Source organism: Mediterranea massiliensis (assembly GCF_900128475.1).
GTDB classification, from domain to species: domain Bacteria; phylum Bacteroidota; class Bacteroidia; order Bacteroidales; family Bacteroidaceae; genus Bacteroides; species Bacteroides massiliensis_E.
The window spans coordinates 112,694-133,053 of the sequence record NZ_LT635838.1; the positions used below are offsets into that span (position 1 = coordinate 112,694).

Sequence of the window (20,360 nt, forward strand, 5' to 3'; positions counted from 1 at the left end):
GAAGAATTTATCACTTACCACTAACCGCTAACCACTAACCGTTATATAGACATGAAAACAAAGACAATCCTCACAGCCGGCTGCCTGATACTGGCCACCGTCTGCACACAAGCCCAACAAACCACCGAGCCCAAACGCGAAAGAGCCGTCGTCGAAACGCAGGGCGACTCCATCATCATCCTCAGAGGAAAGGGAGACATGCGCATCAGGCTCTACGAACAGCAGACAGAAGACGACGAGCAGAAAGAAGTGGAAATCTTCGAAGGGGTCTACCTGGAGAAAGTGGATGCCGACAAGCGGACATTCCTCGATGTCCTGCCCTTCATCCCGCAAAAGAAGAAATACAACGAATATGAAGCACATGTTTCAGGAGTATTCTTGGGCTTCTCCCGCCTGGCCGACAACTTCATGGGATTCGGCTCCAGTCCCAAGGCACACCTCGACCTGTCTGAGTCGTGGGAATTCGGTTTCAACCTCCTTGCCGCCTCCCACAACTTCAAGAAGAATCCGCACTGGGGCCTCAACATCGGCCTCAGCTGGGGTTACCGTTCGTTCAGCATCGACGGCGACTATGCCCTGCTGAAGCAGGACGGCGCCACCGTCTTCCAGAGCGGACAGGCGATGCTGCCCGAAGGTAACGACGACACCACTCCCTACTACAGCGACAGCCGCCTGCGCCACTTCTTCTTCCGCATCCCCGTACAGCTCGAGTGGCAGCAGCGGTGGAACAAGAGTCTCGTGTTCTTCAACTTCGGTCCCGAATTTGAGATACGCCATGGCGTGAAGTCATTCAGCCACGTGGACGGCGGCAAGAAGCAGACCGTGGGCAAAGGCATGTACGTGCGTCCCATCGGCGCCAACCTGCTGCTCCAGGCCGGTTACGGCAACCTCGGCGTTTACCTCCGCTACTCCATGAACACTCTGTTCCAGGGCGGCAAGGGCCCCGAAATGATGCCCTACTCCTTCGGCATCGCCTGGTATTGGTAAGCTCCCCACCGACCCGTCCGAATACAGTTCAGGCACGAATGAACATGGATTATTCCGTATGGTTTCCATGTCCGTCCGTGCCTGAATTTATGGATAAGGGCAAGTGCCTCAGAAGCGCACACCCAGCGTCAGCAGCACCTGGCTGCGGCGGTCGGTCACCTTTGTCACTTCAGGTGAAGCTATTTCCAGCGTATTGCCCGACTGGTTCATGTTCACAAACGGATAGAACTCTGACTTGCAGCTGGTGAACTTATAGGCCAGGTCGGCATAGAACATCGAGCCGCGATAGCCGATGCCCACGGTATAATTGTTCAACGCCTGGGTATTGGAGAAGTCGGTATCCGTCTGGATGGAATTGTAAGGCAAATCCTTGAACGCATCCTTGTTGAACAGGGCCGAACGGTAGTTGTAGCCTGCACGGATGGCAAACTGGGGAATCACCTTGTACTCCAAGCCCGCACGGAAGGTGTGTACTCCTTTCAGCATGGCCGTCGTGCTGTTCTCAAGTTCAAACGAATCGGAGAAGCCCTGCGGATCGCGGAACTTCATCGATGAATAGTCCTGATACTCGTATTCGGCTCCCAAAGCCAGGCTGCTACCTACCGTATAGCCCAAGCTGACGTTGTAGAGCCAAGGCGTCTGAAGTCTGAACTCACGGATCATGTCGCCATTCACGATGTTCTCCGTCGCCACGCTGGCCGGTTCGTTCCGGCCCGTCACGGCATCATAGAGCGATGACTCCACATAGGCCCGCGTCTTGTAGTCCAGGCTGTAGAAGGTAGGCGTATGGATGGCCAGGCCGACACGCAACGGCGAATACTCGAAGGGACGGATGATAGCTCCCAGCTTCACGTCGAAACCGGCTCCCACAATCTGGTTGTCGCTCGTCAGCGAATAGTATTCATTGTTGGTATAGCTCTCGCCATACACGGTATACTTGCTGTAGTCCACCGAATAGGCTCCCAACGTCACTCCCAGATACACGCGGTCCTTGATGTTGAACGACACGTTGAAGTCATACTGCTCGATGCCGCCCCGCTGCTGCGACCGATAGGTGGCGTTGCCGCCGTCATACAGGCCGTAGAACGTACCCGGCGTGCGATACAGCAGATTGCCGTTCACGTCGCTGAGCTGGTTTCCGTCCTTGTCCAGATAGGGAGTGTCCGTCGGTTGGGTGGTAACGTCCGTAATCATCCAGCCGTCATATCCCAGTACCGAGAGCCAGCCGATATTGGCATCGGTATAAGGGCTGCTGCCCCAATCTTTTATTCCGGCTGCTTCCGCCTGCTGGGCCATGTAGTAAGTCTGCGACAGTCCGTATTCCAGCTGTCCTCCCATCTCCATGTTGCCATAGAAGGAGTTCGACTTGTGGTAATTGAAGCCGAAGTTCACGTAACGCAAGGTGGTCTTGTTGCCTATCTTGGTAGAGAGCACAAAGCCCAGGTTGTCATAAGAACCCTTCATCTTGCTGGTGCTCGTTGCATTGCCCGCATAGTTGGCATCCGTGCCGAAGGACGACAGGCTGAAGGAAGTCATCACATCGTGGCTGCGGTAGATGCCGATGCCGGCGGGATTGGTGCCGATGGTCGAAATGTCGCCGCCCAGCGCACTCATCGCGCCGCCCATCCCGACGAAGCGGGCCGTACCGTTCAGGTCCTTGTCTGCTATCTTGGCGGCGTCATAGACCGTCTGCGCCGTCACAGGGGCCAGTGTCAGGCACAAGCCCATGACAGCCAGAAACATTTTTCTATTTTTCATACTCCAATAATCTTAAAACAAACATTCTTAAACACACATGTTATCTTCTGCTTCTGGACGAACCGCCTCCGCCACCCGAACGGACAGCACCGCCACCGCCAAAGCTACGCGAACTGCTGCCCGAGCCGAAGCTGCTGCGCGACGACGAGCTGCTGCGCGTGGACGAATTGAAGTTCGAACGTCTGCTCTCGTTGTTATTGTTATTGTTCATCGGCGAATAGGAACGCGTGCGCACCGAGTTGGAACTGCCGCGGCTATAGGTGGCACCCGACGAACGGAGACCGCTGCCGCGTGTATAGGTGGAAGTGCCGCCAGTACGTCCGGCCTCGGACGACGATCCTACACGCGTGCTGCTCGGACGGGTATAGGCCCCTGTATTGCGACGCGAATACGTGGACGGTGTGCCGGCCGAAGCATCGTTGCGTGTCGTGGTGGAGCGTGAGCCTACCACCCTGCGGACGGTCGTTGTCCCGTTCTGGTTGCCCGAGCGGTAGGAAGTGGTGCCGCTCACACGGCCATTCGTCGAACGTACCGAACCCTGGTTGCTGACCACCGTTCCGTTACGGTAGACACTCCGGCCAGACGAGCGGCGCGTGGTGTACGTGTCGCGCGAAGCCCAGTGGCCGGGTCCCGGATGATGCCAGCCCGGATAGTAGTGCGGATAGTGGTAATAGGGCCAACCCCAGCCCCATCCGCCGTACCAGCCGCCCCAGCCGGCATACCAACCGCCGTACCAGCCATCATACCAGCCGCCCCAGCCCCAGTTCCAGCCGTAGTAGGGCCAACCCAAACCCCAGCCGTAGGAGTTATAGCGCCAGTCCCACCACAGGCGGTTGGTGAATGTCGGGAAAGCATAGGCATACAGGCCGTCGGTATAGACGTTCCAGTCCCACGAGTTCAGACCGTAGACCACATCCCAATAGAGCGGGCTGCTGATACTGATGGCATAGCGCGGATTGCGGAAACGGACAATGCGCATGGCGTACTCATAGTCGTCCTGCGAGCCGTCGAATCCGTTCACCCACTCACCGTCGGGGTCGGGCACGGCTTTTTCTTCAATGTAGAGGGTATCTTCGTTCTGCGAGAAGTTATACTCCTTCGCGTCGTAGCGGCGGTTGTATTCGTCCACGTCGCGCACGTTGCCCTTCTTGTCCTTCACCACGACGGTGGTTGTCGTACCCGAGTTGGTACAAACCACAGGCTTCTGCGTCTCTACCACAATCACGTTCTCGGGAGCTTTCCGGACGGCCTGCTCCTCGGTCTTTTCGGTCTTCTCTTCGGCCTTCTTCTTCGAGGGTACATAATAGAGGTCGTCCACCACACTCTGTGCCGCGAGTGTCCACGGGAGACACAGGGCTAAAAGTGATAAAAAAACAATCTTCTTCATATATCTGTCAGTTTATAGTTTACAAACACTTGATTTCGTATGACAAAAATAAGGCCAAAGCACCGGATTTCCCAAAGATTTTCCCCCTCCCTTTATAGGGATTTCCCTAAATCAGTCTATCTTTGCAAACGAAGGCTTTTGCCAACTTCATTCAAAGATATAACAAATTGTGCGACGGGATGCCACTGCGCCCCCGCATTTTAACAAAACCCCATTAAAACAATGAAATATTTAGAATTCACCTTCCACACCCAGCCCTGCACGGATACGGCCAACGACGTGCTCTGCGCCGTCTTGGGCGAAGTGGGTTTCGAGAGCTTCGTCGAGCAGCCCGACGGCATTGCCGCCTACATCCAGAAGGACCTGTACGACGAGGAAGCGGTACGCCAGGCCGTGTCCGACTTTCCCCTGGCCGACACCACTATCGACTTCAGCTACACCGAAGCCGAGGACAAGGACTGGAACGAGGAGTGGGAGAAGAACTTTTTCCAACCCATCGTGATAGGCAACCGCTGTGTCATCCACAGCACCTTCCACCACGACGTACCTCAGGCACAATACGACATCGTCATCAACCCGCAGATGGCCTTCGGCACGGGACACCACGAGACGACGAGCCTCATCATCGGCGAACTGCTGGACAGCGACCTGCAAGGCAAGTCGGTGCTCGACATGGGTTGCGGTACGTCCATCCTGGCCATCCTGGCACGCATGCGCGGCGCCGCCCGCTGTACGGCGGTGGACATCGACGACTGGTGCGTACGCAACTCGCTGGAGAACATTGCCCTGAACCACCTGGACGGCATCGACGTCTACCAGGGCGACGCCTCGTCGCTGGCCGACAAGGGACCCTTCGACGTGGTGATAGCCAACATCAACCGCAACATTCTGCTGGCCGACATGAAGCACTACGTGGCCCGCATGAACCCCGGCGCCACCCTGCTGATGAGCGGCTTCTATACCGACGACATCGCCGCCATCCGCGCCGAAGCCGAAAGCCTGGGCCTGACGTTCATCGAACACAGGGAGAAGAACCGCTGGGCAGCGGTGAAGTTTGAATTATTTAAGTAAAAGTGAGTCGAGCTGGGCCTGCGTGCCGTTGAACACGTTCAGGTCCACCTTCTTCTCGATGCCCGGCACGGTACCCACATCCGTATGCTGCCAGAAGTGCCACGACCCCTGGTAGCGCACGGAGTCCACGTAATAGTGGGCTATCCAGTAGGGATAGGCGTCGAAGACGGGGCTGTCCAGATAGCGCATCTTGAACTTATAAGAGGTGTAGAGGATGGGCTTCACGCCATAGTGGGCTTCCACGCGGTCGAGCCACGTCTTGACGCAGGCCTGCAGCTCGGCCTTGTCCTTCTTGCCCGTCGTCTCCACGTCGAGCACGGGAGGCAGGTCGCCCGCCGTGAGCGGCACGGTGCGGATGAAGAAATCCGCCTGCTTCAGCGCGTCGGTGCGCGGCAGGAAGTAGTGGTAGGCCCCGCGGATGAAGCGGTAGGCGCGGGCCGAATCGAAATTCTGCAGGAAGGTGTCGTCCTGATGGTCGCCGCCCTCGGTAGCCTTCAGGAAGATGAAGCGGATGGGAAACTCCCCTGCCCGATGCTCGGCCAGGCGCGACCAGTCGATGCGCCCCTGATAGTGGGACATGTCCACGCCGTGCACCTCGAAGTCGCAGGGCATGCACACGCCGTAGCCCTTCAGCCCGTAGCAGGGCTTCCAGCGGTAGGCATAGGGGCGGATGAAGAACCAGTAGAAGCCAGCCGAAAAGACCAGTACCACACAGACGGCCAGCACGTTGCGCACCCACACGGGCATGGTGCGCTCTACCGCCTGCCGCCTGGCAGCCTTGCCTCGCGGAGCAGCCGTGCGGCGGCGCACGGGTTTCTTGGTTTTGCCGTCGTTTTTCTTCTTGGAGGATGCTTCAGTCATACACTCAATCTAAATTGCCTGCAAAGTTAGCAGTTTTCCGAAATATCCGCTTACTGATTGTCTTATTTTGAATGCCCCCACTCTTTTTTACCCCATCGCACGGCCGGCAGGAAAGCAATGCTTTGTCCGCGACAAAGCAGCCTTTTCCTCATGAAAAAACAATGCTTTTTCCACAAAGAAAATGAAAAAAACACCCGCCCCTGGTCCTATCATAAATAAAAACACTATCTTTATCCCGAAAATCTAACTTAAAACTCAAGATTATGGCAAGTAGAAAAGCATTGAAGAAAAGCGTGAACTATATCGCAGGTGAGCTCTTCACCGAATGTCTGGTCAACAAACTATATGTTCCCGGTACCGACCCGCAGAAAGCCGACAACCTGATGGCCGATGTCCTGAAGATGCAGGACGAATTCCTGAGCCGCATCAGCCACACCGAACCGGGCAACGTGAAGGGCTTCTACAAGAAGTTCCGTGCGGACTTCAACGCACAGGTGAACGAGATTGTGGACCGCATGCGCCAGCTGAAGTAACCGCGACGGAGGAATGAAACAGCAGCTCTGCCGTTTTATCTACCACCGCCTGCTGGGCTGGAAGACGGTCGTCACGGTGCCCTTCCACGAGAAGTGTGTCATCTGTGCCGCTCCCCACACCTCCAACTGGGACCTGCTCATCGGCAAGCTCTTCTATGGCTCGCTGGGACGCAATGCCAGTTTCATGATGAAGAAGGAGTGGTTCTTCTTCCCGCTCAACCTGGTGTTCAAGGCTATGGGAGGCATCCCTGTGAACCGCGGCAAGAAGAATTCGCTGGTCGACCAGATGGCCCGCCGCTTCGCCTCGTGCAGCCGGTTCAATCTGGCCATCACGCCCGAAGGCACCCGCAAGGCCAACCCCGAATGGAAGAAAGGCTTCTACTACATCGCCCTGCAGGCGCAGGTACCCATCATGCTCTTCGGGATAGACTATCCGTCGAAGACCATCACCTGCACGAAGGCCATCATGCCCTCGGGCGACATCGAGAAGGACATGCGCGATATAAAGCGCTATTTCATGCAGTTCACCGGCCGCCACCCCGAATACTTCTCCGTCGGAGAGATTTGAAAAAGACACTGAAAACATGCGCATCAGCCTCATACAGACCGACATTGCCTGGGAGGACAAGCAGGAGAACCTGCGACGCCTCCGCCTCCGCCTCGAAGAGCTGAAGGGGCGGACGGACCTGGTCGTCGTGCCCGAAACCTTCACGACCGGCTTCAGCATGAATGCCGACCGCCTGGCCGAACCTCTCACGGGGCCTACGGTCAGCCTCCTCCAGCAATGGGCGTCCAAATACTGCACCGCTCTGGCCGGCAGCTTCATCGCCCGCCACGACGACGGCACCTGCCGCAACCGTTTCTTCTTCTTCACGCCCGACGGAAAGGCCGCCTACTACGACAAGCGGCACCTCTTCCGCATGGGGCACGAAGACCAATACTTCGCTCCCGGCGGCGAACGCCCCGTCATCTCCTACCGCGACTTCCGCATCCTGCCGCAGGTGTGCTACGACCTGCGCTTCCCCGTGTGGAGCCGCAACGTGGACAACGGCTACGACCTGGCCGTCTACGTGGCCAGCTGGCCGGCCTCCCGCCGACAGGTGTGGGACGTACTGCTCCGCGCCCGTGCCTTGGAGAACCAATGCTACGTGTGCGGCGTGAACCGCACCGGCATCGACGGCAACGACCTGCTCTACGACGGAGGCAGTGTGGTCTATTCGCCCAAAGGGGAGCGTCTTGCCTCCCTGCCCGACGGTCACGAGGGGACCGCCACCGTCGACCTCGACCAGGCCTCCCTGCAACACTTCCGCAAGAAATTCCCTGTGGCAGCCGATGCCGACCCCTTCGTGTTACAGAAATAATGTGTAAATTTGTAGCGATTTACAGACACACCCATGGAAGAAATTATCAAATTGGATACAGTAGAGCAGTATAACCAACTCTTCGGCTTGAAAAGCCTGCACCCGCTGGTCAGCGTCGTAGACCTGAAAGAAGCCACCCGTTTCCCCACCCACGTCACCATGAACTATGGCGTCTACGCCCTGTTCCTGAAACAGACACGTTGCGGCGACATCCGCTACGGACGGCAGACCTACGACTACCAGGAAGGCACGGTGACCAGCTTCGCCCCCGGCCAGGTGGTCGAGGTACAGATGGACGAACGCCCGCAGGCACGGGGATTGCTCTTCCACCCCGACCTCATCCGCGGCACTGCCCTCGGACGTGAAATCAGGCACTACTCCTTCTTCTCGTACAACTCCAACGAAGCCCTCCACCTGTCTGAAGCCGAAAAAGGGCTCTTCACCGACTGCCTGGACAAGATACGCATGGAGGTGGAGCGCCCGGCCGACCGCCACAGCCGACGGCTCATCGTGCGCAACATCGAGCTGCTGCTGGATTACTGCATGCGCTTCTACGAACGCCAGTTCACCACCCGCTCGGCCGTCAACAAAAACGTGCTCAACCGATTCGAAGACCTGCTGGACGACTATTTCACCAGCCACCAGGCTCAGGAAAAAGGGTTGCCCACCGTCCGCTACTTCGCCGACAAGGTGTGCCTCTCGCCCAACTACTTCGGCGACCTCATCAAGAAGGAAACCGGCCGTTCGCCGCAGGAATACATCCAAGACAAAATCATCGACCTCTCCAAGGAAATGATAGCCGGCACGGACAAGACTGTGAGCCAGATAGCCTACGAACTGGGCTTCCAGTACTCGCAGCACTTCAACCGCATCTTCAAGAAACACGTGGGACACACGCCCTGCGAATACCGCAGGACACTGGCCTGACTGAAACGATAAAACCCGCCCTATGTCGAAACGCCTGGAGCAGGAAAAGGAAACCGTCGGACAGATGATCCGCCTGTATTGCCGCCGGAAGGAAGGCAACAGGGAGCTGTGTCCCCAATGCCGCGAACTGCTGGAGTATGCCCACGCACGCCTGTCGCACTGCCGCTTCGGCGAAGGCAAACCCACCTGCCGCCTCTGTCCCGTCCATTGCTACAAGCCCGAGATGAAGGAGCGAATGCGCCTCGTCATGCGCTACGCAGGGCCGCGCATGCTGCTCTACCACCCGATGGCCGCCCTGCAGCACCTGTGGCGCGAATATGTGAAAAGATAAGGCGTCAATACTTCACCAGCCGCTTGGGGCTTCCGTGCCACGAACAACCCAGGCACCAGACCTCGCTCAGGTCATAGCCCTCCAACGACGCCGCCGCGTCCTTGGGCACAATCTCCCCTTCGCCTGATACATAGACGGGCAGGCGGTTCCCCTGCGCGTCCTTCACGCAGAAGATACCGACCTTGCACTGCGGACAAAGCATCTTTTTCATCCCCATACGCCCGCTGTCAGTTGAAATAATAGAGGAAGACGGCCACACCCTCGAGCGCCTTCTTCTTCTCGCCCTCGATTTCGATGGCAAACTTGATTTCGGCTTTGGCCACGCCGCGCAGGTTGGCCAGCGACTGCAGGGTAGCCACCAGACGGATGCTCTGACCCGACAGTACGGCCTGTCCGAACTTCATCTTCTCGATGCCGTAGTTGATCATCATCTTCAGGTTGTTCACCTCGATGATCTGGCTCCACAGGTAGGGCAGCATGGACAGGGTGAGGTAGCCGTGCACGATGGTGCTCTTGAAGGGGCTCTCCTTCTTGGCGCGCTCCGTGTCCACATGTATCCACTGATGATCCAGCGTAGCGTCGGCAAAGAGGTTGATACGCTCCTGCGGAATCTGCACATACTCTGAAATACCAATCTGCTGGCCTACCAGCTTTTCAAATTCTTCATACGAATTAATAATCACTTTTTCCATAGATGTCACTCTTATATTGTTCGATAGTATTTGTTTTTGAGTGGACAAATATCGCACTTTCCCCACAATCCGCCAAGAATTTCACCCGGCTTATGCAGCCGTTTACGCAAGAATTGTCTATATTTGCCCCTATATTGTACCAAAAAATCCCTCTGCAAGACATGAGCATCCGACAGATAGAATTTTCCCTGCCGTCGCACGGACGGGGATTCCACCTCGTAACCGACGAAATTGTGGCGCAGCTCCCCCCGCTTCCCGCCGTGGGGCTGCTCCACCTGTTCATCAAGCATACCTCCGCCGCCCTCAGCATCAACGAGAATGCCGACCCCGACGTACAAGCCGACCTGGAAGCCATCTTCAACCGGCTGGTGAAGGAACGCGAACCCTACTACCGGCACACCTGCGAGGGCGACGACGACATGCCCGCCCACGCCAAGTGCACCCTGACGGGCACCGGCCTCACCATCCCCGTCACGAACCACCGCCTGAACATGGGCATCTGGCAGGGCATCTACCTCTGCGAGTTCCGCAACGGGAGGGAACGACGAAAGATTGTAGCCACTGTCATCGGAGAATAGCCTTATGAGAAGAGCCGTCATCATCGGAGCCACGTCGGGCATGGGCCTGGAAGTGGCGCGCATCTGGGCCGCCCGCGGCTGGAAGCTGGGCATTGCCGGCCGTCGCGAAGAAGCCTTGCTGCGCTTCCAAGCCAGTTACCCCGCCGGCCAGGTGGAAGTGCAACCGCTGGACGTAACCCACGACGACGCCCCCCAACGGCTGGACGAACTCATCGCGCGGCTGGGCGGCATGGACCTGTTCCTGCTGAGCTCGGGCATCGGCTCGCAGAACCTGGAGCTGCAACCCGCCATCGAACTGGCCACGGCGGCCACCAACGTCGGCGGCTTCATCCGCCTGACGACCGCCGCCTTCCACTACTTCAAGGCGCACGGAGGGGGACACATCGCCGTCATCAGCTCCATCGCCGGCACCAAGGGATTGGGTTCCGCCCCTGCCTACTCGGCCACCAAACGCTTCCAAAACACCTACATCGAAGCGCTGGAGCAGCTGGCACGCATGCAGCACTACCCCATCCGCTTCACCGACATCCGCCCCGGCTTCGTGGCCACCGACCTGCTGAAAGGCGGACGCTACCCCATGCTGATGCAAGCCCCGAAAGTGGCGGCGCGCATCGTAAGGGCCATTGACCGACGGCAGACGGTGGCCGTCATCGACGGACGCTACCGCGTGCTTGTCTTCTTCTGGCGGCTCATCCCTCGCTGGCTGTGGAAGCGCATGCCCGTCAGAAACCGATAAATCCATCCGAAAAACAAACGTAAAACATAAAATGACTGATATGAAAAAGAATTTCCTCCGCCCCATACTGGCCTCCACGGCCACGCTGTGCATCGGCATCTCCCTGCCCTTCCTGCTGGGCAACGACCGCTTCGACCCCGAAGTGAACTCCGTGCGCAGCGACGTGTCCCACTTCACCGCCTCGCCCTCCGTCCCCGACCAGGTGAGCTTTGCCGGACAAACCATCCACATGGACCGCTACGACCACCGCGAGCGCATGGATCGCGAGCTGATGTCGTTCACCTACATGCACTCCACCACCCTGCTCTCGCTGAAGCGTGCCAACCGCTACTTCCCCATCATCGAGCCTATCCTGAAGGAATGCGGCGTGCCCGACGACTTCAAGTACCTGGCCGTCATCGAGAGCGGATTGAACCACCTGGCCAAGTCGCCCGCCGGAGCCGCCGGCATGTGGCAGTTCATGCAAGGCACGGGGCGCCAATACGGATTGGAGGTGAACCAGAACATCGACGAGCGCTACAACATAGAGAAAGCCACCCGCGCCGCCTGCAAGTATCTGAAGGAATCCTATGAGAAATATGGCAACTGGCTCTGCGTGGCCGCCGCCTACAACGCCGGCCAGGGACGCATCACCCAGCAGCTCCAGCGACAGATGGTCGACCAAGCCGCCGACCTGTGGCTCGTCGAGGAAACCTCGCGCTACATGTTCCGCCTGCTGGCCGCCAAGGCCGTCTTCACCGACCCGCAACGCTACGGCTTCATGCTCAAGCGCGAACAGCTCTACCCACCCATCGCCTGCACCACGGTGACCGTCACCAAGGGCATCGACAACCTGGCGCAGTTCGCCCAAAGCAAGGGCATCACCTATGCCCAGCTCAAGGACTTCAACCCCTGGCTGCGCGACACCTCGCTGATGAACAAGAGCGGGCGCACCTACGTGCTGAAAATACCCACCCGTGCGGGCATGCACTACAACCCCAAGAAGACCGTCGCCCACAACCGCCGCTGGGTCATCGACTAAGGCGCCTCACTCCTGCTTCTCCGTCAAGTACTTCCAGTAGCGCACGGGCATGTCCTGACGGTGCTTGCGCGGGTTCCACCGCTCCTTGATGCAGATGGCCTTGAAGTACGTCTTCCACAGCTGCTGGAAGAGGCGTTCGTCCTTGTCCATCAGCTCCTCGTCCAGGCGTCCGTCCACCAGACGGACTACAGGGCTGTCGTCGGCAAAGGTGACGTGCCTCACCTCCTGCCCGTCGAAGTAGAAGCCATAGCTGCGCCCCACGTCGTACACCACCCAGCGCTGGTCGCCCAGGCGGTCGCGGAAGTGGTCGACCACCAGCGGCAGGGCATCCTTCTCGGGCTCCACGGCGGCAAAGTAGGTGCCGTCGGCCGCCTTCTGGAAGCGGATGAACTGGATGAGGTGCCACTTCTCCGTCTCCACCCGCTTCCACATGCGCGCAAACGCCAGCACGTCGGGGTCGGCAAAGTTCGTCTCGATGGAGCGGGGCGCGTCGACCACCTTGCGAATGTAGCGGAAGAGCACCATGGGCGTCCCCGCCTCCTCGGCCAGCCAAGAGCGGGTCAGGCAGCGCAAGGCACCCGCCGAGAGCTTCTTCTGCACCCCTTTCCACACCCTTTCGGCCTTCGCCGTATCGGTCACTACCGTGAACACCTCGCCGTGGAAAAGCGGAAGCGGCTCCCCCTCCACCGACAGGACGTCGGGGAAGGTGCGCCGCGAATATGCCTCGAAGACGGCCGTCAGCAAGCCGTCGAAGGTATTGTCAAACTGAAATATCGTCTGCATATCTGCGTGTTTCTGTAAGTCTATTCAATGAACAGGACTTCCGTCCTTCTTGTCCGCCGGCCTCACCCGCCGAAATCCAGCGTCAGCTGTCCGTCGTCGCCGCCCTTCGCCTTGCGCTTCACCAGCAGGCGGCGCACGCCCTGTGGCGTCAGCTCGTTCACCGTCAGCATGGGCAGTTCGCTGCAGGTGATGAAGTATTGCGCCTTCTTCATCACCGCCCCCATCTTCTTCAGCTGGTAGTAACCCAGCCGCCCGAAGCGGCGCGAAGCCACGATGAGGCGGGCAGACTTCACCCCGATGCCCGGCACGCGGAGCAGCATCTCGTAGTCGGCCTTGTTGACGTCGACAGGAAACTGCTCGGGGTGGCGCAAGGCCCATGCCAGCTTGGGGTCTACCTCGAGGTCGAGGTCGGGATAGGCATCGTCCACAATCTCGTCCACCTGGAACTGGTAGAAGCGCATCAGCCAGTCGGCCTGGTAGAGGCGGTTCTCGCGCACCAGCGGCGGCTGCTTCAGGGCGGGCAGGCGCGGGTCGTAGGCATTGACGGGCACGTAACCCGAGTAGTAGACGTGGCGCATGGTGGGTTGGCTGTAGAGGGCCGACGACAGGCGCAGGATGTCCTTGTCCGTCTCCGTTGTGGCGCCCACAATCATCTGCGTGCTCTGCCCTGCGGGCACGAAGCGCGGCGCGTGGCGGAACTTCTTCCGCTCCTCGCGGTTCTCCAGCACCCCCTGGCGGATGTAGCGCATGGGGGCGTACACGCTGCGGTGGTCCTTCTCGGGCGCCAGCAGCTTCAGGTTCTCCTCCTTGGGTATCTCGATGTTCACGCTCAGGCGGTCGGCATAGAGCCCCGCCTCGTGTACCAGCTCCTGGGAGGCGCCTGGGATGCTCTTCAGGTGGATGTATCCGTTGAAGCGGTGCACCGTCCGCAGGTCCTTGGCCACGCGCACCAGCCGCTCCATGGTGTAGTCGGGGTTGCGTACCACGCCGCTGCTCAGGAAGAGCCCCTCGATGTAGTTGCGGCGGTAGAACTCCATGGTGAGCTCCACCAGCTCGGTCACCGACAGCGTGGCGCGCGGTATGTCGTTGCTGCGGCGGTTGATGCAGTAGGCACAGTCGTAGATGCAATAGTTGGTGAGCATCACCTTGAGCAGGGAGATGCACCGCCCGTCTTCGGCAAAGCTGTGGCAGATGCCCACGCCTCCCACCGTGTTGCCCACCATGCCCGCCTTGCCCCGCCGCACGGTGCCGCTCGACGAGCACGACACGTCGTACTTGGCCGACTCGGCCAACACCTTCAGTTTATGGAGCACATTTTCGTTCATCGTTCGCGGAGATAGGGTTGTGGGGACAAAGGTAATGAGAATCGGGTGGTTTCGGGTCGGGGGGAGGAGGATTTTTTTGCGGGCAACCTGTCTGGAGGAAATGCACAGACGGCAGGCAGGAGATACAGGTTCTCTTCGGACACCTCATTTTTCATCGGACAGGGCTGAAAGATGGAGATTTTTCCGTAAGTTTGCATCCGTTGAAAACCCTATCACCGCATGGCAGACAAGCTGACACCCGAACAGCGGCACAAGTGCATGTCCAGCATCCGCAGCCGCAACACCAAGCCCGAGGTCCTGGTGCGCAAGTACCTGTTTGCCCGGGGGTTCCGCTTCCGCATCAACGTCCGCCGCCTGCCAGGCACGCCCGACATCGTGCTCCGCAAGTACCGCACCGTCATCTTCGTAAACGGCTGCTTTTGGCACGGCCATGAAGGCTGCCGTTACTTTGTCCTTCCCAAGACCCGCACCGACTTCTGGCAAGCCAAGATTGAGCGCAACCGCGAGCGCGACCTTGCCGAACGCCTCCAGCTCCGCCGCATGGGTTGGCACGTCATCCAGGTGTGGGAGTGCCAGCTCAAGCCCAAGAACCGCGAACAGACCTTGCAGGGGCTTGCCCTTACGCTAAACCATATTTTCCTTCAGAACTGTTCCGTCTCCAAGGCGAAACCTTATGGAGAGCAGGAAGAAGGTGACGGCATGTCGATGGCGGCGGAAGAGAAAAGCGAATACTGAACATCAAACCTTCACACCTAACTGAGCATTTTAATACGGAAAAGGTCCTGATGACAAATATGATTATTTTTATTACTGAAGGAAATACCATATCCAAATTTAAGATTAATCTATGAAAAAATAATATCTTTGCGGCTAAGATTCAGTACATTCATATTGTATTAACTATATCTAACCCAATCAGATAAAACCATAATAAAAGATTCGGCCATGAAAGAATATTACCAGCTAAAGATAGGAGATACTTCCACCAATGGACAGGTCAAGATTGTAGATAAAGACAGATTATGCTATATCGTTGAATCACAAAGTAAAGGAGCAAAAGGATTACGTACCATATCCAGAAGTCTTCTTACAGAGTACGTGGAATATTTCAAACAACATCCAAATGCTTCCGCAAATGATGCAAGAAATGATTTATGTGGAAAAACTGATATTGATAAATTTGAGTATGGCTAGACCTCGACTCTGAGCGTAATGGCCAAAATGGTTCTTAATTCCAATGAGGCTGTTAATCAAGATTATACTGAACTTGTTATAAATAATGAAGCTTATTCATTCCGCCGTTACATAACCGCCATTCAATCCAAACCGTTTGTTCTTTTGGCTGGTATTTCCGGCACAGGCAAATCGCGTATAGTGCGCCAACTGGCGTATGCTACAGGCGGAGAGTCCCCTGACAAGGTCCAAAAACCATACAACTACGAGATTATACAGGTACGGCCCAATTGGCATGATTCTACAGAACTGATAGGATATGAGACCCGTATTTCAGGAGAACCAGAGTACAGGACAACCGACTTCCTGCGCTTCCTGGCCAAAGCCTGGTATTTTGAGGAAGTTCCTTTCTTCCTATGTCTGGACGAAATGAATCTGGCACCTGTCGAGCAATACTTTGCCGAATACCTGAGCGTACTCGAAACTCGTAAATTAAGAAACGGTAAAATCGTGTCTGATCCACTACTGCCACCACTAAACAGCTTCGGAAAGAAAAAGGACAATGCTTGGGTATGCGACTCCATACTGAATGACCTGTTTGGAGAAGTATGGAAAATAAACGGAGAAATCATAGAAAAGGATAAAGGCAGGGAAGCCCAACTCCGTGAAACATTCCGAATGGATGGAATCGGACTTCCCTCCAACCTGATTGTGATGGGAACAGTCAACATGGACGAAACGACCTTCAGCTTCTCCCGGAAGGTACTGGACCGCGCCATGACCATCGAAATGAACGAAGCCAACCTGGAAAGCGGACTGACGCAGGCAGACAACCAGCTTCCTGACATCAGCGCATCCGACATTCTGCCCCATGCCGTAGAAGCAATGGACGTGTATGAAAGGAACCGACAAACGTGTGACATCGTCATCAAGTATCTGAACCAAATCAACGAAACTCTGAAAGGGACTCCGTTCAAGATTGCCTACCGTACACGCAACGAAGCCATTCTGTACGTACTGGCGAACATGAGATACACCGAAAACGATGACTGCTACAAACTGATACAGGCACTGGATGAAGTGACCAGCATGAAAATACTGAGCCGTATTGAAGGAGACAAGAACAAGTTGATGAACTGGGAAAAGAACGGATGTATCCTGGACGACCTTTTCTCACAAATCAAGCAACTATTCAGCGACATCTATAAGAATTTCGATTGGGAAGAAGAAAAATCCATGTATGGCAACGTGGAAGAAGAATCCCTCTCCTTACAGAAACTGAAAGAGATGAAACGAAAGCTGGACAACACGTATTACTGTACCTTCTGGAGCTGACGAACAATGGAAGCCTTGCTGAAACTGGAACATAAGGATTTCGAATTGTTGGTTTCCTGCAACTCGTATGACAGGATTTTCAGGAAAGCAGCTGCCTGCATGCGGGTAGCTCCCGATTCTGATGCCCTGAAATCATACTATACCTGGAATGATGACAACACTATATTGACCTGCAAAGGGAATACAATTGAAAAAGGGACCTACGTCCCCTCGATATTCTTTGAAAATACCGATTACCAATATTGGATATGGTTCAAGACACCAGTTTCCCAGGCATATATCGACACCACATTGAGCAGCATCAGCGACGGATTCTGTTTCAACGAAGACGCCCAAGTGCTGTACGGACACATCAATTACGGTAACGACATCGGTCGTACCGACCTGAAAATTACCTACAAAACCCAGGAAAACCGTCAACAGACCTTCGTTTTCAGTTATGATGTGTTATCCGTCAAGCTGGATTATCACAGCGACCTGAAGCACATCATCCATGACATTGAAGAAGAATACCGGATGCTCTCCATCGACTTCTTCCGCAGGACACACCATTCCTTTACCGAGAAACTACAAGGGGAAACTCCGGACATCATTTGGTGGAACGTATTTCAGGAAATAAACGAAGAGTTCATACAGGCCGTCAAATCGGTTGTCGACCGCCCGCACCATAAAGTAGTTTATGCGGAAACATACTGCCGGGCAGACAAACTGAAACGGCTTACCCCCCAACTGGAAATGAAAGTCACCGAACATCGGACGGAACCTCAAAGACTATATCGGACAGAAATTCCCAACATGAGCGCCGATACGTTTGAGAACCGTTTCCTGAAATACGCTGTCAAATCGGTTTCCCAGAAATTTACGGAATTGAAAAACAGAATTCTGGAGAACTATCCGATGGATTCCAATATCCGATTTATCGAAAGCCTGGGCAAGACTGAGGAAGAAATGAAACGACTGGTCCACCATCCCTTTTTCCGTACTATAGGAAACTTTAAAGGAATGAGCCAGGAGTCGCTGACGCTGAAACAAGGAACAGGATATTCCCAAATTTACCGCATCTGGCTATTGTTGACATGCAGTTATGATCTGGAAGAGGGTATCAGAAGTCTGGAATTGAAAGACATTGCCACACTATACGAAATTTGGTGCTTCATAGAAGTAAAGAATCTGGTCAAGACAATACTGGGAGAAGACAATCTTCTGGTGGACAACCAAAGCCGCATAGATCTGAACAAGTACTTTACCTATTCACTGACCAAGGGACAAAAGTCCAAAATAGTCTTCTCAAGAACAACTTCCGAGGGCGATCCGGTCGAACTGGCAGAAGTAATCTATAATCCCAAGGGAAATACAAAAACGGCAAAAAATGAAACTTCCATCGACCATACCTACTCATTTACTGTTCCACAAAAACCGGATATTGTACTTCAGCTGACCAGACGGGACATTGAAACAGGTTTCAAACTGACTTATCTGTTTGATGCAAAATACAGAATAGACCAAACGGACGGCAACGGAATCGACACCCCGCCCGACGATGCCATCAACCAAATGCACCGCTATAGAGATGCACTCTATTATGACCCGGGGCAAGAAGGGCTTCCTATAAAAAAAGAAGTTCTGGGCGGCTACATACTTTTTCCCGGCAACGGCGAAGAAGAAGAGGTGGCCAATGCCGACTTCTATCGCTCCATAGAAAAAGTAAACATCGGTGCTTTTCCGCTCCGTCCCAACAACGAAAACAGCAAAAGACTTCTGAAAGACTTTCTGCATTCGCTCATTTGGGAACAACCTACCGTACAAATACTACAGGATGTAAAAGCCCAGAAAGGCACAAACCTGACGTTGGAAAAGAGCGGTACCATTCTGGCCGTTACAATCTTTGAAAACGGGAAAAGGGAATATTTCCAGAAGTTCATTGACAGAGAACCGGAAATTGAATATTATTTTGGAAAGATAACGCCTTCCAACCAATTATCGCAACTGAATTTTCAGAAATACGATTACTTTGTCCCTGTCATCAACGGGCAAATCCGTGACATCTATCAGATTGCTTTCAGTTCCATCCGATATCGCAAAGACTTGCCCCATCCAGACAACAAACCCATTGCCGATGATGACGTGCGCATCGTCATGAAACTGGTAAAGCCTTCTTATCTGGTTGGAAATAAAAGATTCATCCAACTGCAACCCAAACTATTTCCTCCCCGCCGTTGGGGATTCAGAGAATTTGTATCAGTTCGCGAACTATTAAGTTACGTCGTCCAACAATCATAAAAACATTATCTACCCTATGAATACCTCCGAACAACCCTCATCGCCCACCCGCCACTCGTGCGTGGATTGCGGCACACAGAACTGCAAGTACCAGAACCGCACGTATCCCGAATTCTGCCCCACCACCCATCTGAAGGAGGAAGACCTGCAATGGGCACTGGAGCGCTACGACGAACCACGCAACCACGACATCATGGTGGCCAGCGCCGAAGTGGAATACGAAGGCTACTGCCAATGGACGCGCGTACAGGAAATCATGGAGTTTGCCCGAAAGATAGGGGCACACAAGATAGGCATCGCCCACTGCATCGGCCTCATCCGCGAAGCACGCATCTTTGCCCGCATCCTGCAAGCCAACGGCTTCGAACCACTGGCGGTGATCTGCAAGGTGGCGGGCAAGGCGAAATCGTCCATCGGCATCCCGCAGGCGTGCGAAACCATCGGAGCGGCCATGTGCAACCCCATCCTGCAGGCGCGCCTGCTGAACGAGGCGCGGACGGACCTGAACGTGGTCATCGGCCTCTGCGTGGGGCACGACAGCCTGTTCTACAAGTACTCCGAAGCCTACGCCACCACCCTCGTCACCAAGGACCGCGTGACGGGCAACAACCCTGTCGCCGCGCTCTACACGGCGGAGTCGTACTATCGGAAGAAATTCGGCTTGGAGCGGTAGTACCACACGCCCACAACATCGGCCAGCGCCCAACCGATGGGAACAGACCACCAGATGCCCGTATAGCCCACCTGGGGCAACGAAGCCAGCAGATAGGCCAGCAACACGCGCGTGCCCAGCGACACCACCGTGAGCACCACCGACATGGAGGGAAGGGCCACGGCACGATAGAAGCCGTAGAGCAGGAAGAGGTAGCCGATGCCCACGTAGAAGCTGCCTTCGATGCGCAGGTACTCCACGCCGATGGCGATAATCTCTGCCTCGGACGGAGAGACGAAAAGCGACATCAGCCAGGGGGCGCCCACAAAGACGAGACCAGGGCATCGGCGCCGAGGACACGCCCCACGATGAGCGTATCGGCCACGTTGTAGCACTGCTGCAACAGGTTGCCCAGCATCAGCGGGAAGGCAAAGCGGAGCATCGTGCCCGTGATGCTGCCCTCCGTCAGATTTCCCTTGTACAAGTCGGCCATGAAATCGGTTCTTGAAATGACGCCCAAAATTAAGGCACGCACGTCAGATATACAACGGTTGGACGAAGAGTTTTAG

The 20,360-nt window shown here is 55.7% G+C and carries 23 protein-coding genes and 1 pseudogene; 15 read left to right on the plus strand and 9 right to left on the minus strand.

Annotated elements, in window-relative coordinates:
• Positions 1–51 precede the first annotated feature (51 nt).
• A complete protein-coding gene (locus BQ7483_RS10520; protein WP_072545859.1) occupies positions 52–987 on the plus strand; it encodes an outer membrane beta-barrel protein in 936 nt (311 codons plus the stop codon).
• A gap of 108 nt (positions 988–1,095) precedes the next feature.
• Here the strand turns inward: BQ7483_RS10520 and BQ7483_RS10525 are convergent, their stop codons facing one another.
• Both BQ7483_RS10525 and BQ7483_RS17735 read right to left on the minus strand, forming a co-directional pair.
• Complete coding sequence (locus BQ7483_RS10525) at positions 1,096–2,745, minus strand: OmpP1/FadL family transporter (protein ID WP_072545860.1); 1,650 nt, start codon at positions 2,743–2,745, stop codon at positions 1,096–1,098.
• 40 nt (positions 2,746–2,785) lie between these two features.
• Positions 2,786–4,132 carry a dermokine domain-containing protein gene (locus BQ7483_RS17735; protein ID WP_072545861.1) on the minus strand — a complete coding sequence of 449 codons (1,347 nt, stop codon included), beginning with the start codon at positions 4,130–4,132 and terminating at the stop codon, positions 2,786–2,788.
• Positions 4,133–4,354: 222 nt separating this feature from the next.
• On the opposite strand from BQ7483_RS17735, the gene prmA reads away from it, so the two are divergent.
• The gene (prmA, locus tag BQ7483_RS10535) at positions 4,355–5,203 is read left to right on the plus strand and encodes a 50S ribosomal protein L11 methyltransferase (RefSeq protein WP_072545862.1); all 849 of its coding nucleotides are present in this window, start codon (positions 4,355–4,357) and stop codon (positions 5,201–5,203) included.
• Here the strand turns inward: prmA and BQ7483_RS10540 are convergent.
• Positions 5,192–6,064: a glycoside hydrolase family 25 protein gene (locus BQ7483_RS10540; RefSeq protein ID WP_022019726.1), complete on the minus strand. Its 873-nt coding sequence runs from the start codon at positions 6,062–6,064 to the stop codon at positions 5,192–5,194. The genes prmA and BQ7483_RS10540 overlap by 12 nt on opposite strands.
• 263 nt (positions 6,065–6,327) lie before the next feature.
• Between BQ7483_RS10540 and BQ7483_RS10545 the strand changes: the two genes are divergently transcribed.
• Genes BQ7483_RS10545 through BQ7483_RS10565 form a run of 5 tightly spaced genes read left to right on the plus strand, consistent with a single transcriptional unit; the run spans position 6,328 to position 9,216 of the window.
• Positions 6,328–6,597 (plus strand): hypothetical protein, encoded by a 270-nt coding sequence (locus BQ7483_RS10545; RefSeq protein WP_072545863.1) that lies wholly within the window; start codon positions 6,328–6,330, stop codon positions 6,595–6,597.
• A 13-nt stretch (positions 6,598–6,610) separates the two neighbouring features.
• Complete coding sequence (locus BQ7483_RS10550) at positions 6,611–7,165, plus strand: 1-acyl-sn-glycerol-3-phosphate acyltransferase (protein WP_072545864.1); 555 nt, start codon at positions 6,611–6,613, stop codon at positions 7,163–7,165.
• A gap of 16 nt (positions 7,166–7,181) precedes the next feature.
• Positions 7,182–7,958, plus strand: a complete 777-nt coding sequence (locus BQ7483_RS10555) for an amidohydrolase (RefSeq protein ID WP_022019729.1) — start codon at positions 7,182–7,184, stop codon at positions 7,956–7,958.
• A 33-nt stretch (positions 7,959–7,991) separates the two neighbouring features.
• Positions 7,992–8,885 (plus strand): helix-turn-helix domain-containing protein, encoded by an 894-nt coding sequence (locus BQ7483_RS10560; protein WP_022019730.1) that lies wholly within the window; start codon positions 7,992–7,994, stop codon positions 8,883–8,885.
• Positions 8,886–8,907: 22 nt separating this feature from the next.
• Positions 8,908–9,216: a nitrous oxide-stimulated promoter family protein gene (locus BQ7483_RS10565; RefSeq protein WP_022019731.1), complete on the plus strand. Its 309-nt coding sequence runs from the start codon at positions 8,908–8,910 to the stop codon at positions 9,214–9,216.
• Between the two features lie 4 nt (positions 9,217–9,220).
• On the opposite strand, the gene BQ7483_RS10570 is transcribed toward BQ7483_RS10565, so the two are convergent.
• Together BQ7483_RS10570 and BQ7483_RS10575 are read right to left on the minus strand one after the other, a co-directional pair.
• Positions 9,221–9,427, minus strand: coding sequence for a hypothetical protein (locus tag BQ7483_RS10570; protein WP_072545865.1), 207 nt, complete (start codon positions 9,425–9,427; stop codon positions 9,221–9,223).
• A gap of 16 nt (positions 9,428–9,443) precedes the next feature.
• Entirely contained in the window at positions 9,444–9,908 is a 465-nt protein-coding gene (locus BQ7483_RS10575) for a MaoC family dehydratase (RefSeq protein WP_022019733.1), read from the minus strand.
• Between the two features lie 161 nt (positions 9,909–10,069).
• Here BQ7483_RS10575 and BQ7483_RS10580 point away from each other — a divergent pair, with 161 nt between their 5' ends.
• The 3 genes from BQ7483_RS10580 to BQ7483_RS10590 are packed head-to-tail and all read left to right on the plus strand — an operon-like array spanning position 10,070 to position 12,243.
• Positions 10,070–10,486, plus strand: a complete 417-nt coding sequence (locus BQ7483_RS10580) for a secondary thiamine-phosphate synthase enzyme YjbQ (protein ID WP_072546222.1) — start codon at positions 10,070–10,072, stop codon at positions 10,484–10,486.
• A gap of 4 nt (positions 10,487–10,490) precedes the next feature.
• Entirely contained in the window at positions 10,491–11,222 is a 732-nt protein-coding gene (locus BQ7483_RS10585; protein ID WP_072545866.1) for an SDR family NAD(P)-dependent oxidoreductase, read from the plus strand.
• Between the two features lie 40 nt (positions 11,223–11,262).
• A complete protein-coding gene (locus BQ7483_RS10590; protein ID WP_072545867.1) occupies positions 11,263–12,243 on the plus strand; it encodes a lytic transglycosylase domain-containing protein in 981 nt (326 codons plus the stop codon).
• Positions 12,244–12,249: 6 nt separating this feature from the next.
• On the opposite strand, the gene BQ7483_RS10595 is transcribed toward BQ7483_RS10590, so the two are convergent.
• Both BQ7483_RS10595 and BQ7483_RS10600 read right to left on the minus strand, forming a co-directional pair.
• Positions 12,250–13,026, minus strand: a complete 777-nt coding sequence (locus tag BQ7483_RS10595) for a TIGR03915 family putative DNA repair protein (RefSeq protein WP_022019737.1) — start codon at positions 13,024–13,026, stop codon at positions 12,250–12,252.
• 62 nt (positions 13,027–13,088) lie between these two features.
• The gene (locus BQ7483_RS10600; protein WP_072545868.1) at positions 13,089–14,351 is read right to left on the minus strand and encodes a putative DNA modification/repair radical SAM protein; all 1,263 of its coding nucleotides are present in this window, start codon (positions 14,349–14,351) and stop codon (positions 13,089–13,091) included.
• A gap of 219 nt (positions 14,352–14,570) precedes the next feature.
• Here BQ7483_RS10600 and BQ7483_RS10605 point away from each other — a divergent pair, with 219 nt between their 5' ends.
• The 5 genes from BQ7483_RS10605 to BQ7483_RS10620 all read left to right on the plus strand — a co-directional run bounded on the left by BQ7483_RS10605 (position 14,571) and on the right by BQ7483_RS10620 (position 19,812).
• Positions 14,571–15,086 (plus strand): very short patch repair endonuclease, encoded by a 516-nt coding sequence (locus BQ7483_RS10605; protein WP_072545869.1) that lies wholly within the window; start codon positions 14,571–14,573, stop codon positions 15,084–15,086.
• Positions 15,087–15,296: 210 nt separating this feature from the next.
• Positions 15,297–15,545, plus strand: coding sequence for a hypothetical protein (locus tag BQ7483_RS17550; protein WP_139247635.1), 249 nt, complete (start codon positions 15,297–15,299; stop codon positions 15,543–15,545).
• Between the two features lie 144 nt (positions 15,546–15,689).
• Positions 15,690–16,859: an McrB family protein gene (locus BQ7483_RS10610; RefSeq protein ID WP_072545870.1), complete on the plus strand. Its 1,170-nt coding sequence runs from the start codon at positions 15,690–15,692 to the stop codon at positions 16,857–16,859.
• A 6-nt stretch (positions 16,860–16,865) separates the two neighbouring features.
• Positions 16,866–19,139: a DUF2357 domain-containing protein gene (locus BQ7483_RS10615; protein ID WP_072545871.1), complete on the plus strand. Its 2,274-nt coding sequence runs from the start codon at positions 16,866–16,868 to the stop codon at positions 19,137–19,139.
• Between the two features lie 16 nt (positions 19,140–19,155).
• Positions 19,156–19,812: a DUF1847 domain-containing protein gene (locus BQ7483_RS10620; protein ID WP_072545872.1), complete on the plus strand. Its 657-nt coding sequence runs from the start codon at positions 19,156–19,158 to the stop codon at positions 19,810–19,812.
• On the opposite strand, the pseudogene BQ7483_RS10625 reads toward BQ7483_RS10620, so the two are convergent.
• Positions 19,782–20,126: pseudogene (locus BQ7483_RS10625) on the minus strand (MATE family efflux transporter); the annotation flags it as partial. The gene BQ7483_RS10620 and the pseudogene BQ7483_RS10625 overlap by 31 nt on opposite strands.
• Positions 20,099–20,326 (minus strand): hypothetical protein, encoded by a 228-nt coding sequence (locus BQ7483_RS17340; protein WP_235847347.1) that lies wholly within the window; start codon positions 20,324–20,326, stop codon positions 20,099–20,101. The pseudogene BQ7483_RS10625 and the gene BQ7483_RS17340, both read right to left, overlap by 28 nt.
• Positions 20,327–20,360: the final 34 nt, after the last annotated feature.